The 14,031-nt window shown below is 62.5% G+C and carries 11 protein-coding genes; 6 read left to right on the forward strand and 5 right to left on the reverse strand.

Annotated features, from left to right (window positions below; all coding sequences use genetic code 11):
* Window positions 1–2: 2 nt before the first annotated feature.
* The 5 genes from NKG60_RS28750 to NKG60_RS28770 all read right to left on the reverse strand — a co-directional run bounded on the left by NKG60_RS28750 (window position 3) and on the right by NKG60_RS28770 (window position 5,156).
* Window positions 3–749, reverse strand: coding sequence for a sugar phosphate isomerase/epimerase family protein (locus tag NKG60_RS28750; protein WP_352976247.1), 747 nt, complete (start codon window positions 747–749; stop codon window positions 3–5).
* A gap of 103 nt (window positions 750–852) precedes the next feature.
* Window positions 853–1,989 carry an ABC transporter ATP-binding protein gene (locus NKG60_RS28755; RefSeq protein ID WP_352668684.1) on the reverse strand — a complete coding sequence of 379 codons (1,137 nt, stop codon included), beginning with the start codon at window positions 1,987–1,989 and terminating at the stop codon, window positions 853–855.
* Window positions 1,989–2,924 (reverse strand): carbohydrate ABC transporter permease, encoded by a 936-nt coding sequence (locus NKG60_RS28760; RefSeq protein WP_352668687.1) that lies wholly within the window; start codon window positions 2,922–2,924, stop codon window positions 1,989–1,991. Before NKG60_RS28760 ends, NKG60_RS28755 begins: the two co-directional genes overlap by 1 nt.
* Window positions 2,917–3,810: a carbohydrate ABC transporter permease gene (locus tag NKG60_RS28765; protein ID WP_023721950.1), complete on the reverse strand. Its 894-nt coding sequence runs from the start codon at window positions 3,808–3,810 to the stop codon at window positions 2,917–2,919. Before NKG60_RS28765 ends, NKG60_RS28760 begins: the two co-directional genes overlap by 8 nt.
* Window positions 3,811–3,917: 107 nt before the next feature.
* Window positions 3,918–5,156: an ABC transporter substrate-binding protein gene (locus NKG60_RS28770; RefSeq protein WP_352668689.1), complete on the reverse strand. Its 1,239-nt coding sequence runs from the start codon at window positions 5,154–5,156 to the stop codon at window positions 3,918–3,920.
* 392 nt (window positions 5,157–5,548) lie between these two features.
* Here NKG60_RS28770 and NKG60_RS28775 point away from each other — a divergent pair, with 392 nt between their 5' ends.
* The 6 genes from NKG60_RS28775 (at window position 5,549) to NKG60_RS28800 (ending at window position 13,769) form a co-directional block, all read left to right on the forward strand.
* Window positions 5,549–6,598 (forward strand): LacI family transcriptional regulator, encoded by a 1,050-nt coding sequence (locus tag NKG60_RS28775; RefSeq protein WP_352668691.1) that lies wholly within the window; start codon window positions 5,549–5,551, stop codon window positions 6,596–6,598.
* Between the two features lie 501 nt (window positions 6,599–7,099).
* On the forward strand, window positions 7,100–8,284 hold the full coding sequence (locus NKG60_RS28780; RefSeq protein WP_352668693.1) for an ROK family transcriptional regulator: 1,185 nt from the start codon (window positions 7,100–7,102) through the stop codon (window positions 8,282–8,284).
* Between the two features lie 111 nt (window positions 8,285–8,395).
* On the forward strand, window positions 8,396–9,703 hold the full coding sequence (locus tag NKG60_RS28785; RefSeq protein ID WP_352668696.1) for an ABC transporter substrate-binding protein: 1,308 nt from the start codon (window positions 8,396–8,398) through the stop codon (window positions 9,701–9,703).
* A 77-nt stretch (window positions 9,704–9,780) separates the two neighbouring features.
* Window positions 9,781–10,701, forward strand: a complete 921-nt coding sequence (locus NKG60_RS28790; protein WP_352976250.1) for a carbohydrate ABC transporter permease — start codon at window positions 9,781–9,783, stop codon at window positions 10,699–10,701.
* Window positions 10,701–11,603 (forward strand): carbohydrate ABC transporter permease, encoded by a 903-nt coding sequence (locus NKG60_RS28795; RefSeq protein ID WP_352668700.1) that lies wholly within the window; start codon window positions 10,701–10,703, stop codon window positions 11,601–11,603. The genes NKG60_RS28790 and NKG60_RS28795 overlap by 1 nt, the downstream gene beginning before the upstream one ends.
* A gap of 24 nt (window positions 11,604–11,627) precedes the next feature.
* On the forward strand, window positions 11,628–13,769 hold the full coding sequence (locus NKG60_RS28800; RefSeq protein WP_352863985.1) for a beta-galactosidase: 2,142 nt from the start codon (window positions 11,628–11,630) through the stop codon (window positions 13,767–13,769).
* Window positions 13,770–14,031 lie beyond the last annotated feature (262 nt).

Consider the following 14,031-nt stretch of genomic DNA (forward strand, 5'->3'; position numbering starts at 1 on the left):
TCCTAATAGGTCTTGGCAGCTGCGATCGAGCGGCGGGCGAAGCGCTCGATGTCGTTGGGGTTGTCCTGTTCCATGACGTAGTATTTTGCGGCGCTTTTGGCGCGCAGCGCCTTGATCAGGCCGGGCCAGTCGATGGTGCCGTGGCCGACATCCGACCAGCCGTCCTCGTCGAGGCCCTCGCCCGGCTTGGCCATGTCCTTGACGTGGACGGCGACGATGCGCTTGCCGTGCTTCTCGATCCAGGGCAGCGGATCGACGCCGCCGCGCACCACCCAGGCGACGTCCATCTCCCAGCCGATGTCGGGCGCGGAAGACAGGACATGGTCCTGCGGCACCGAGCCGTCGGCAAGCGCCTTGAACTCGAAATCATGGTTGTGCCAGGCAAAGCCATAGCCGGCTTTCTTGGCCGTCTCGCCGACCTTGGCCAGGCGTTCGCCGAAGCCGCGCCAGCCGGCCGCGTCGGCCGGCCTGAACTCGGCGTTCAGGAAGGGGCAGATGAGCAGCGTGATGCCGAGCGCGTCGGCCGTCCTGCGCACGCCGTCGAAATCCTTCTCGAGCGCGTCGATCGAGAAATGCCCGGTCGGCATGGCAAGGCCGTTCTTGTCGAGCTCGGCACGGAACGCCTTGGGATCGTCATAGACGCCGCCGAATCCTTCGACTTGGCTGTAACCAAGCTCGCCCAGCATTTTGAGCACGCCCTCCCAGGGCTGGAAATTGCGGGCGCTGTAAAGTTGGAATGACCAGTTCATCGTCTCTGTCCGTTTCTTGGGATGGTTAGTCTTGGGGGATGAGTCTTTGGGGGGATGGATGGGTCTTTTGGGATGGAAGAGTCTTGGGAGGCTAAATCATGCTCTAGAGGCGGCTACCGGTGGCGGCGTCGAAAAGCGAAGCGCGCATCGGATCAAAACCGATGCCGACCGCCTCGGCGTTGTTTGGCGTGCGCTCGGCTGTCACCCGCACCGTGAAATTCTGGCCGGCGAGCTTCAGCCAGACCAGCGTGTCGGAACCCATCGGCTCGACGACCTCGACATTTGCCGTGGCTGCGAACGGCCATCCCGTGCCGCTGTTGAACGCCACGTGCTCGGGGCGGATGCCGAACACGGCCGGCCCCGGCACCGGGTCCTTCTCGAAAGCATAGGTGGCAAGCGGTATCCGCACATCCTCGGCGACGAAATGCCAGTCGCCTGCCGCCTGCTCCAGTCTGCCGTCGAGAAAGTTCATCGCCGGCGAGCCGAGGAAGCCGGCGACAAACCGGTTGACCGGCCGGTTATAGATGGTCTGCGGCGCATCGAGCTGCTGGATGACGCCGCCCTTCATCACCGCGATACGGTCGGCCAGCGTCATCGCCTCGATCTGGTCGTGGGTGACGTAGATCATGGTGTTCTCGAGCTTGCGATGCAGCAGCTTGATTTCGACGCGCAATTCCGCGCGCAGCTTGGCGTCGAGGTTGGAGAGCGGCTCGTCGAACAGAAAGACGTCGACATCACGCACAAGTGCGCGCCCGATCGCCACGCGCTGGCGCTGGCCGCCGGACAGGGCCGCCGGCTTGCGATGCAAAAGCGGTTCGATCTGCAGGATCTCGGCGGCCCGGGCGATGCGCTTGGCGATCTCGTCCTTGGCGAGACCGGCAACGCGCAGCCCAAACGACAGATTCTTCTCCACCGTCATCTGCGGATAGAGCGCGTAGGATTGGAACACCATCCCGATGCCGCGATCCTTGGGCTCTTCCCAGGTGACGTTCTTGCCCTTGATGAAGATGCGGCCTTCGGAAACGTCGAGCAGCCCGGCAATGCAGTTGAGCAGGGTCGACTTGCCGCAGCCGGACGGGCCGAGCAGCACGATGAACTCGCCTTCGGCGACATCGAGGTTGAGCGTCTGCAGCACCGATATCGCGCCGAAATTCAGCGACAGGTTCTGGATCGAGACGCTGGTGCCGTTTGCCCCCTTGCTGCCGTTTACCGCAATGCTGCCGTTTGCGTTCATCGCCATCACCCTTTCACCGCGCCGGCGGCGATGCCGCGCACAAACAATTTTCCGGACAGGAAATAGACGATCAGCGGCACCAGGCCGGTCAGGATGGTGGCTGCCATGTTGACGTTGTATTCCTTCACGCCTTGCACCGAGTTGACGATGTTGTTGAGCTGCACCGTCATCGGATAGGTGTCGGGGCGGGTGTAGACGACGCCGAACAGGAAGTCGTTCCAGATGCCGGTCACCTGCAGGATGATGGCGACGACGAAGATCGGCAGCGACATCGGCAGCATGATGCGGAAATAAATGCCCCAGAAGCCGGCGCCGTCGACACGCGCTGCCCGGAACAGCTCCTCCGGCATGGAGGTAAAGTAGTTGCGGAACAAGAGTGTGAGGATCGGCATGCCGAAGATGGAATGGACGATCACCAGGCCGCTGAGGCTGCCGTAAAGGCCGACTTCGCGCAGGATGATGACGATCGGATAGATCATCACCTGGTAAGGGATGAAGGCGCCGACGATCAGGATGATGAAGAACGTGTCGGCGCCTTTGAAGCGCCAGTTGGCAAGCGCATAGCCGTTCACCGAGGCGAGCGCGATCGACAGGATCACCGACGGGATCGTGATGCGCACCGAATTCCAGAAGCCACGCGAGAGCCCGTCGCAGTTGAGCCCGGTGCAGGCGCTCGACCAGGCCTTGACCCACGGCTCGAAGGTGATCTCCATCGGCGGCGAGAAGATGTTGCCGAGGCGTATCTCGGGCATGCCTTTGAGCGATGTCACCACCATCACGTAGAGCGGCAAAAGATAGTAGAGCGCCACCACGATCAGCGTGCCGTAGAGGAAGATGTTACGGCGCGAGAATGTGTGGCGCGGCTTCGGTCCGCTCGGCCCGTAGGCTTCGAGCCCGCCGGCGGCGGCAATGGCGGGCAATGAAACGGCTTGGTCAGACACGCTTCTTGCCTCCGAACTCGAGATAGGCCCACGGCACGATGACGATGATCACCGACAGCAGCATCATCGTCGAGGCGGCGAACCCCTGACCGAGGTTCTGGGCGAAGAACATGTAATCATAGACATATTTGGCCGGGACTTCGGAGGCGATACCAGGCCCGCCGCTGGTCTGGGCGACGACAAGGTCGTAGACGCGAACGATGTTGGAGGCGACGATGACCAGCGTGGTGATGAAGACCGGCCGCATCATCGGTATGATGATGAACAGATAGGTCTTCCAGGTCGGTATCCCGTCCACTCGCGCGGCCTTCCAGATATCCTCGTCGATGCCACGCAGGCCGGCCAGCATCAGGCACATGATGAGCCCGGTGCCTTGCCAGAGAGCGGCGATCAATATGCCGTAGATGACGATGCTGGAATCATAGAGCGGATTGAAGCTGAAGCTCGTCCAGCCGAGGCTGCGCACCACTGCCTGGACACCGAACTCGGGATTGAGCAGCCACTGCCAGACGAGACCGGTGACGATGAAGGACAGGGCGAAGGGATAGAGGAAAATGGTCCGGAACGTGTCCTCGAACCGGATCTTCTGGTCGAGCAGGGCCGCAAGCAGGAAGCCGATGACCAGCGAGAACACCAGCGACAGCACGCCGTAGATCAGCAGGTTCTCGATCGAGATCAGCCAGCGCGGCGTTGCCCACAGCCGGTAGTACTGGTCGAGACCGACGAAATGCAGCCGCGGCAGCAGCTTGGAATTGGTGAAGGAATAGAACACCGTCCAGACGGTGCCGCCGACAAAGATCACCAGCGCGGTGAAGATCATTGGGATCGAGGCGATTTTCGCATTGAGGTTGCGAAAGAGTTGGCTAGGGCGTTCGCTCTTGCTCATCTGCACAGCCGCGCTGGATCGGGTAAGGGCCGGAGGGTCAAGAGGCCTTGACCCGAGCTCCCGACCCTGCGCTCGCAGGGGCGGGAGTGAGGCGGTTGGTCGATCGCTCAATCGGCCGAACCGACGATGGCGGCGAAGCGCTTCTGCGCATCTTCCACGGTCATGTCCTGCTTGGCGAAGAACTCGGAGAAAAGATCTTCCTTTTGCTTCTGCGTATCCTGCGAAAGCAGCTGATCGGTCCAGGGCATGACATTGCCCTTGGCGAGGATTTCGAGGCCCTTCTTCATGCAGTCGTTCGCCGCCTTGAGGTCGACGTCGCCGCGCACCGGCAGCGAACCCTTCTTGAGATTGAAGGCGACCTGCGTCTTGGGATCGAGCAGCGTGTGGGCCAGCACTTCCTGTGCCTTCGATTTTTCGGGATCCTTCAGCAGCGGGAAGTAGAAAGCGTCGCCGCCGGTGGCGATCATCTCGTTGAGACCGAGGCCCGGAAGGCAAGTATAGTCCTTACCGGCGACCTGACCGGCAACCTGGAACTCGCCCTGCGCCCAGTCACCCATGATCTGGCCGCCGGCCTTGCCGGTGATGACCAGGTTGGTGGCCTGGTTCCAGTCCTGCACATTGGTGTTCTTCGCCATCTTGCGGGCGTCGTCCGCGGCCTTGAAGACCTTGGCGACTTCGGGCCCGGCGGCGAATTCCGCGTCCTTGTCCTTGTAGACCTTGAGGAAGGCGTCGGTGCCCCCGACCGCCGCAAGCAGCACGTCGAAAGCGCCGGAGGCTTGCCAGGGCTGGCCGCCGACCGCGAGCGGCTGGATGCCTGCTTTTTCAAGAGCGGGCGCCGCAGCGACATATTCATTCCAGTTCTTCGGCACCGGCACGCCGGCTTTTTTGAAGGCGGCATTCGACAGCCACAGCCACTGCCAGGAGTGGATATTGACCGGCACGCAATAGATCTTGCCGTCGAGGGTACAGCCGTCGAGCAGACTCTTCGGGTGCACGATTTCCGTCCACTTTTCCTTGGTGGCGAGATCGGTGAGGTCGCGCATCAGCCCGGCCTGCACCAATTCTTCCGCCTGCCGGCCGTGATTGAACTGGGTCGCGCCCATCGGGTCGCCGCCGGTGATGCGGCTGATCATGATCGGCCGCGCCGTGCCGCCGGAGCCGGCGATAGCGCCGTCCACCCAATGATTGCCGGTTGCGTCGAAAGCCTTGGCGAGTTCGGCGACCGCTGCCGCCTCGCCGCCGGAGGTCCACCAATGGGTGACTTCCAGATCCGTCGCGGCCGCGGGGCCGGCGAATTGCAGCGCGACCGTCGCAGCCAGCGCAGCAGTCATGAGTTGGTATCGCATTTCGTTCCTCCCAGAATCTGAAACGTTACAGATTTTCGATACGGCAATTGCTTGAGGCGCGCAACCCCTCAGGCGAAGGTGGCATCAAGTTTTTTCGAAGCGCGAATAAAATCGCGCGGCTCGCCGGCCTACCGCATCGCAACAAGAGGGGTTGCACTGCAAAATAGAATGCTGCGACGCCAAAAAATCGAAAAAGCCCGTTCCAATCACGGTTTTGCGCCGATTGCAGCACCGCTCGTTCTGCTCTGTCACCAGTGATGTGGCGATGGTCGTGACAATCTGTAACGTTTCAGTATATAGCGGTTTCATTCGGTGAAGGCGCGCGGCGAACCCGCGGCCGGCCGATTGCCGGGCTGTCCGGCTACTGTTATGCGCCTGACGGGGCGGGGTGAATGAACAGGCATCAAAAAGAAAAGGCCGACGAAGCGTCGGGCCAGGGCCGGCCGACACTGAAGACGCTCGCCTTCATGACCGGGCTGGGCGTCACCACCGTGTCGCGCGCGCTGAAGGACGCGCCCGAGATCGGCGCCGAGACCAGGCGGCGCGTCCAGCTTGTCGCCAAGCAGATCGGTTATCGGCCCAACCGTGCCGGCGTACGCCTGCGCACCGGCAAGACCAATGTCATCAGCCTGGTGCTCAACACCGAGCACGAGATCATGAGCTTTGTCTCGGACATCATCTACGGCGTTTCGGAAGTCATTGCCGACACGCCCTATCATTTGATCGTGACGCCCTACTCGCGCTCGCAGGATCCGCTCGACCCGATCCGCTACCTCGTGGAAACCGGTTCAGCCGACGGCGTCATCATTTCGCGCACACAGCCAAACGATCCGAGGGCCCGTTATATGCTGGAGCGCGGCATCCCCTTTGCCACGCACGGTCGCACCGATATGGGGCTGATCCATCCTTATCATGATTTCGACAATTACGCTTTCGCAGCCGAGGCAGTGCGTCATCTGGCCGGCCTCGGCCGCCGCCGGCTGGCTCTGCTGGCGCCGCCTGTCGAGCTGACCTATCACGGCCACACGCTCGCCGGCTTTGCCGATGCGCTGAGCGAGGTCGGCGCCAGCGAGATCCCGTTCAACACCGTTTCGATCGATCATTCGATTGAGCAGATCAGAATGCGGACGGCGCAGCTGATGCGCCGCGAAAACCGCCCGGATGGTTTCATCAGCAGCGCCGCCGCCGCGACGCTCGCCATCGTCGCCGGCATCGAAGACGCAGGTCTCAAGCTCGGCCGCGATGTCGATGTGGTGTCCAAACAATCGTCGGAGCTTCTGCACCTGTTTCGCAGCGAATTGCTGGTCGTCAACGAGAACTTCCGGCTGGCCGGCGCCGAGCTCGCCCGCTCGGTGCTGGGCTGGATCGGCGGCGCCGCACCCGGCACCCTGCAAAGCCTGAGCGAGCCGGGCGAAGTGCAGGCCTATCGCCGCCCCGACTAGAGCGGGATACGTTTAGACTGGGACTTGCATCCGGCTCGTTGAAACTGGCATCCGGCTCGATCTATTTGTCTTAGCCGCATTTCTGCAACGCCAGTGATTCCACTTGGCTGCAAAATGCGCGCTGTTGACTGGCAGCCTTGGGCCGTTAACGGCCTGGCAGCTTTCAGGATGACTGGCAAGAAAGCCGACCGTTGCGTCCAGCGTAGTGCGGGCCGCTTTGCGCCAAAAGCGGTCATTGATGTTGGTTCCGCGCCAAAGGCGGACGAGCTCGTAACCGATTGAAGCAACCGGAGTCAGTTATTTGCACGAGAAACAGTGACTCCGGAGGGCTTGGGCGCCCGCCACGGATCGCCGTAATCAACGAATGGGCTGCCGCGGTAGCTTTCACTGCGGAGCGACAACTGACGTTCGGCGTAATTAGAAAAAGGCGGACTCTAGCACGGTTCTGGTCTATGCCGACGCTCGTTGCCGGTCCGCCGGCCTTTTGCAACTGGTCCATGAATGAAGCGCCAGCCCACGACGTCGAGCCTGTTACGCCGTCTCAATCGTTCGGCCGTGGTGGATTTGATCCGCACCGAAGGGGTGATTTCGCCATCGAGCCTCGCCGAGCGGCTGAACATCAGCCTGCCCACGGTGATGCGCGTGATCGAGGATCTGATTGCCGAGGATCTGGTGGCGTATGACGGGTTTGACGAGGCCAATGTCCGGGGCCGTCCCCGGGCACGCATCAAGTTCCGCGGCGCGGCGCATGCAATCATCGGCATCGAGGCCGGCAAGGGCGAGTTCTATGGCGCCGTGGCCAATCTCGAAGGCGTCGTGCAGACAGAAATGCACGAGACCGCCGACGATGATGGCGAGCGCAATTTCGAGAAGCTGGTCGGCCTGATCCGCCGGCTGATGGCGGCCCCCAGCCCGCGCGGCCAGACCATTCGCGGCATCGGCATTGGCCTGCCCTCGATCGTCAGGCAGCCGGAGGGCGAAGTGGTGCTGACGCTCGGGCTCGGCTGGCGCGACATGCCGTTGCGGGCGCGGCTCAGCGAACATTTTCAGATGCCCATCGTCGTCGAGAACGGGCGCAACCTCGCCGCCGTGGGCGAATGGGGGTTCGGGGCCGGGCGTGGCGCCGACAGCGTCGTGAGCCTCTCGATCGGGCCCGGCGCCGGCGCGGGCGTCGTCATCGACGGCAAGCTCTATGGCGGGCACTCACATGCGGCGGGCGAGCTCGGCTGGTATCTCGATGACCCCCTCCTCACCGGGCGGCCGTTCGAACATCTGGGCGACAAGCAATCGCTGCGCTTTTTCGGCATCCCCGAACAGGCGACCAAGATGCTCGAAGAGGCCAACACGCAGTATGCGGCGGGGAAGCTCACCCTGGCTGCCGTCACCGACCGGCAGGCGGGCAAAATCGCGCCAGTCGTGACCGAACTGCTCGACTATACGACGATGGCGGTGGGCAGTGTTGCAGCCTTCATGAACCCCGAAATCATCGTACTGGCGGGCCGGGTCGTCGGCGGCGGTGATCTGGTGCTCGATGTGCTGCGGCATCGCCTCAAGGGCAATGTATACGACCCGCCCCGCCTCGTGATAGGCGCGCTGGGGCACCGCGACATCGTGCTTGGAGCGGTGCGTCTGGTGCTCGATGCGACGACCCTCAACCCTGCCGACAGCCTCGTGATGGCCGACTGAAGATCAATCGATCGCGATTGACAGCGACTGTATGTCGGCATTAAGTTTCTAACTGAAAGAAAAACTGCGCCCTGCATCGTGTGGGAGCGTATCTTTCGTGGGAGGACTTCAATGACGAAGATTTTCAATCCGCTTGGGCGGATGATGCAACGTCGTGACTTCTTGAAAGTTGCGGGTGCGAGCGTTGCGGTAGCGGGTCTGCCTGCGGCAGTTCGCGGTGCCGAGCCCGTCAAGGTGCTTGTGTGGTCGTGGGTGCCGAATCTCCAGCTTCAGGTAGACATGTTCAACGCCGCGCATCCGGGCATCCAGATCGAACTCGTGAATCCCGGCCAGGGCGACCCGGAGTATCAGGCGGTCCGTGCGGGCCTGCAGGCGGGCAGCGGCCTGCCCGACGTCGTCCAAATCGAATACCAGCACCTCGAGAGCTTCCGCCAGGTCGACGCCTTCGCCGACATCGGCCAGTACGCCAATGCCCATAAGGGCGAGTTCCCCGAAGCAACGTGGAAGCAGGTCGCCAAGGGCGATGTGGTCAACGCCATGCCGCAGGATACCGGTCCGATGGCGATGCTCTATCGCAAGGACGTCTTCGACAAGCAGGGGATCACGCCGCCCACCACCTGGGCCGAGTTTGCCGATGCGGCCAAGAAGATCCATGCGGCCGATCCGAATGTGTTCATCACCGACGCGCTGTTCAGCTCAGGCGACTGGGTCACTGCTCTGCTGTGGCCGATGGGCTGGAAGCCGGTCAGCCGCGATGGCGACAAGCTCGCGATCAACATCAACGACAAGATTTCCAAGGACTTCGCCGCCTATTGGCAGGACCTTATTACCGCGGGTGTCATCGAGACCAAGCCGGGGTTCAACAATGAGTGGTACACCGGCCTCGACACGGGCCGCTATGCCACCTGGCTCACTGCGGGCTGGGGTCCAGTATTCCTGACTTCGTTCGCCAAGACCAGCGCGGGCCAGTGGCGTGCCGCCGATCTGCCGCAGTGGGACACGAGCAAGTTCGCGACCGGCAATTGGGGTGGCTCAGCGCTGGCCGTGATGAAAGCGACTCAGCATCTGCCCGAGGCCGCCGAAGTCGCGATTTGGCTGACCACGAATCCCGAAGCCACAAAGCTCTACACCACCAAGCAATTCTTCTTCCCCTGTACCTCCGCGCTGCTGTCTAGCCCGGAATGGGCGGGCAACAAGATGGATTTCTACGGCGGCCAGGCGGTGAACGAAGTGTTCGCCAAATCGGCGAATGCTGTGACGCCATTTGAGTGGAGCCCGTTCCAGAGCTTCTTGTACCAGTCGATGTCCGATGAATTCGGCGCCTCGATCGGCGGCAAGGGCACGCTGTCGGATGCGTTCGACCGCATCCAGCACGCCGTGGTCACCTACGCGAAGGAACAAGGCTTCACCGTAGCCTGACTTCTCCCGGGCAACGGCCGGGCGCGCTTGATCGGCGCGCCCGATCTCTTCATCTTGCCGGACGGGGGACCAGGGCATTGTCGAATTCGCCAGCCGCAGCGACGCGCCCAGCGCGATCGAGCGGTTTTACGTCACGAAAGCTCGCGCCCTATGTGTTCCTGGCGCCTTTCGTGCTGCTGTTTATCGCCTTCATCGTCGCGCCGCTGGTTTATGCGTTCTATATGAGCCTCTACCGCGACACGCTGGTGGGCGGACGGCAATTCGCGGGTGCAGCCAGCTACATCAAGGTCACCGGCGACGCCAAATTCTGGGGCGGCGTGGGGAACCTTGTTTTGTTCGGCATCGTGCAGATGCCGATCATGCTGGGCATGGCGCTGTTGTTCGCCATCGTGCTCGATCGTGGGCAGGTCTATGCCAAGGGCGTCTTCCGGCTCGGCTTCTTCCTCCCCTACGCCGTGCCGAGCGTGATCGCGACGATCATCTGGGGTTATCTCTACGGCCCCACCTTCGGCCCGTTCACGCAGATGGCCAAGGCGTTCAACCTGCCGCCGCCGGACTTCCTGTCGCCGGGCGTGATGATCTTCTCATTGGCCAATATCGTGACGTGGGAATATGTCGGCTACAATATGGTGATCTACTACGCCGCGCTGAAGGCGATCCCGTCGGACCTCGCCGAGGCCGCGCGGGTCGATGGCGCCTCGCCCTGGCAATTTGCGCGGATGATCCAGCTGCCGCTGCTGTGGCCGGCGATCCTGCTCACCATCATCTTTTCGATCAATGGCACACTGCAGCTGTTCAATGAGCCATATTTGATGCGCGCGCTCGCCAGAAACACCATCAATTCGAGCTACACGCCGAACCTCTATGCCTATTCGCTGGCGACTTCGAACCAGCAGTATGGCTATGCGGCCGCCGTCTCGTTCGTGCTTGGCGTCGTGATCGCCGGGGCCTCCTACATCTTCACCCTGATCGCCAACCGCCGTCGGCCGGAGCAATGATGACTGCGACCACCGACATCGCCACTTTCGAAGCTGCCAAGCGCCGGCCCGGCGAACGGCGGCGCTCGCGGATCATGCTCACGCTGCTGCTGTCACTGTTCCTCCTCTACAGCTTCATGCCGCTGGTCTATCTGGTCCTATCGGCAACGAAGACGAATGGCGACCTGTTCACCACGTTCGGCTTCGGCTTCGGCACCGAGTTCAACCTCTGGCAGAATCTGAGCGATCTTCTGGTGCGCGACAACGGCGTCTTCGTGCGCTGGATGTTCAACAGCGTGCTCTATTCCACCGTCGCCGGGCTCGGTGCCGCGATCTTTGCTACCGCGGCAGGCTATGCGTTCGCCAAGTTCAAATTCGTCGGCCGCAATCTGCTGTTTGCGCTGGTCTTGGGCGCTGTGATGATCCCGCAGACGGCCCTCGTCGTACCGACCTTCCTGCTGCTGGCGCTTTCGGGACTCAGCGACAATCCCCTGGGCGTGATCCTGCCCTCGATGATCTCGCCGATCGGCGTCTATCTGATGCGCGTCTATATCGAGCAGGGCGTCGACGACGAACTGCTCGACGCAGCGCGTATCGATGGCGCCGGCGAGTTCGTGATCTTCCGCGCCATCGTGCTGCGGCTGGTGGCGCCGGGCATAGTGACCGTGGCGCTGCTCTCGTTCGTCGGGACCTGGAACAATTACTTCCTGCCGCTGATCGTGCTGCGCACGCCGGAATATCAGCCGATTACGGTGGGCCTTGCGACCTGGTATCAGCTCGCGCAGCAGGGCGGTGGCGGCGGACAGGTGCTGTTCTCGATCATCATCACCGGCGCGCTGGTCAGCATCATCCCGGTCATCGTGGTGTTCCTGCTGCTGCAGCGGTTCTGGCAGGGCGGCCTCACCGCCGGCGCCATCAAATAGACTATCGCCTGGAGTTTTCCGACTATGACGACTGCCTCGAAATCCGCGCCGCTCTCTGTCTGGCGGCCGATCGCGACCGACACTTTCCTCGTCGGTACCCCGCATTACCCGGAGCATGTCGATGAGAGCTATTGGCAGCGCGACGCCGACCGCATGGCAGCCGCGGGCTTCAACGCGGTGCGACTTGCGGAATTCGCCTGGCATATTATCGAGCCGCACGAGGGGACGTTCGACTTCGGTTTGTTCGACCGCGCCATAGATGTGCTGGGCAAGGTTGGCATCAAGACCATCATGTGCACGCCGACGGCGACGCCGCCGCGCTGGCTGACGGCGCGTTATCCCGAAGTGTTGCGCGTCGATGCCAATGGCCGCGCCATGAGCCATGGCTCGCGCCAGCACGCCAATCTTGCGAGCGGAGTGTTCCGCGAGCATTCGAAGCGCATCACTAAAGCGATGGCCCAGCATTATCGCGGCAATTCGCACATCATCGGCTGGCAGACGGACAATGAGCTCAATACCTCTGGATCGCTGTCCTACGGTCCGGTGACTCTGGCCGAGTTCCAGGCCTTCCTCAAGGACAAGTACAAGACCATCGCCGCGCTCAACGATGCGTGGGGCGGGCATTTCTGGGCCACCGCCTACGACGATTTCGATCAAGTGGTGCTGCCCCTCGACTACGCCCCTGCCCCGGTCGGGCCGACCCATGTGGTCGACTATCACCGCTTCCTCGCCTTCGTCACGGCGCGGTTCCAGCACGATCAGGTGCTGATCCTGCGCGCCACCAATCCAGACTGGTTCGTCTTCCACAATCTGGGGCGGATCGACGACATCGACTTCCGCGGCGAGTTCTCGACCGATCTTGATTTTCTCGGCTTCGACATCTACCCGCATCTCTATGATGAGATGCAGCGGGTCGGCGGCGTCGGCGAGGCGCAGGCGCTGCATCTCGACATCTGCCGCGGCTTCACCGGCAACTTCATTGTGCCCGAGCAGCAATCGGGCTTCGGTGCGCAGCCGAACTTCTCGACGCTGACGCCCGAACCCGGCGAGATGCGCCGCATGGCCTATACGTCAGTGGCGCGCGGCGCCGATGGCGTGATGTTCTTCCGCTGGCGGCCGGCGCATTTCGGCGCCGAGATCTATTGGATGGGCATCATCGATCACGACGACATCCCGCGGCGGCGCTATGACGAGGCCAAGCAATTTGCGGGTGAGGTCACGGCGCTCAAGGACAAGATCCTCGGCACGCATGTGCGCATGGATTTGGGCATCGCCGGATCAGATTTCGACAATCAGGAGATGCACCGCTCCTACCCCATCGGCATGCCGAGCCCGCAGGACGATGCGACGCTGCTGCACCGCTATTGCTACCGCCACAACATCGCCTGCGGCTTCATCCATCCCGAGGATGATCTCAGTAAGCTCAAGGCTCTCTACGTGCCGCATTGGCTGAAATGGACCGATGCGTGGACGGCGCGGATCGAGGCCTTCGCTAAGGCGGGTGGAACGGTAATCCTGGGAGGCCGCACCGGATCACGCGACGTTAACAACCACGTCATCCGCGACACCTCGCCGGGCAAGAGGCTCTCGGCGCTGGCCGGGATCACGGTCGAGGAGTTCGGGTTGCTGACGCCGATCGGCGGCGAGGGGATGTTCGAGCATGGCGGCCGCTTCGGCGCCAACACGGTGCGCAAGAAGCTGCCGGCGACGTCGGCGAGCCGCCAATACGAGCTCAAGATCGGGAATGCGCAGGTGACGGCGGCGCATCTTTATGAGCTGCTTAACGTCGCGCCCGGCACGGAGGTTATCGGCAGCTGGGCCAGCCGCTTCGCCGAGGGCCAAGCCGCGATGACGTCGCGCAAAGTCGCCAAGGGCAATGTGATCTACCTCGGCACGTACCTCAGCGATGCTCTGGTCGAGGTGCTGGCCGATCAGGTGCTGGCGCCCGCCGGCATCGTGCCGCTCATCGCCGACACGCCGGCCGGCGTCGAAGCGACCATCCGCGAGAGCAAGGACCGCCGCCTGCTGTTCATCCTCAACACGCTGGGCGAGCCGGCAGACGTGCCGAATATTCCAAAGGGCACCGATCTGCTCGGCGACGCGCAGATGAAGGCAGGCCGCATGAGGCTCCCCGCCTATGGCTGCAGCATCATCGAACTCGATTAGGATGCTTGGGCGCGACTGACCGAAGTAGGGGACGACACGACGGAGTTGGATCGGAGTGCCTCGTACGGAACGGAGTTGCCCAGTTCTCGACGGCCGCTTTGGGCCAAACCCGGACATCATCCCGCACGAGCCGAATGTCTGCTTTCGGGAAGCGACGAAGGAGACCTCAATGGCCGACATTAGGCGCAGTCCCGACGTCCAACTTGCGAACCGCCGGACCGGCCCGAGAACTCCCAACGGCGCGCTTGAGATCACCCGCGCG

It is taken from the genome of Mesorhizobium sp. M1428, from assembly GCF_040317515.1.
Lineage (GTDB): Bacteria > Pseudomonadota > Alphaproteobacteria > Rhizobiales > Rhizobiaceae > Mesorhizobium.

What these genes read in the sequence shown, in the direction of transcription:
- NKG60_RS28755 (WP_352668684.1), bottom strand. Translation starts at nt 1,989, where the DNA reads ATGGCGATGAACGCAAACGGCAGCATTGCGGTAAACGGCAGCAAGGGG.
- NKG60_RS28785 (WP_352668696.1), top strand. Translation starts at nt 8,396, where the DNA reads ATGACGAAGATTTTCAATCCGCTTGGGCGGATGATGCAACGTCGTGAC.
- NKG60_RS28765 (WP_023721950.1), bottom strand. Translation starts at nt 3,810, where the DNA reads ATGAGCAAGAGCGAACGCCCTAGCCAACTCTTTCGCAACCTCAATGCG.
- NKG60_RS28775 (WP_352668691.1), top strand. Translation starts at nt 5,549, where the DNA reads ATGAACAGGCATCAAAAAGAAAAGGCCGACGAAGCGTCGGGCCAGGGC.
- NKG60_RS28800 (WP_352863985.1), top strand. Translation starts at nt 11,628, where the DNA reads ATGACGACTGCCTCGAAATCCGCGCCGCTCTCTGTCTGGCGGCCGATC.
- NKG60_RS28750 (WP_352976247.1), bottom strand. Translation starts at nt 749, where the DNA reads ATGAACTGGTCATTCCAACTTTACAGCGCCCGCAATTTCCAGCCCTGG.
- NKG60_RS28795 (WP_352668700.1), top strand. Translation starts at nt 10,701, where the DNA reads ATGACTGCGACCACCGACATCGCCACTTTCGAAGCTGCCAAGCGCCGG.
- NKG60_RS28780 (WP_352668693.1), top strand. Translation starts at nt 7,100, where the DNA reads ATGAAGCGCCAGCCCACGACGTCGAGCCTGTTACGCCGTCTCAATCGT.
- NKG60_RS28770 (WP_352668689.1), bottom strand. Translation starts at nt 5,156, where the DNA reads ATGCGATACCAACTCATGACTGCTGCGCTGGCTGCGACGGTCGCGCTG.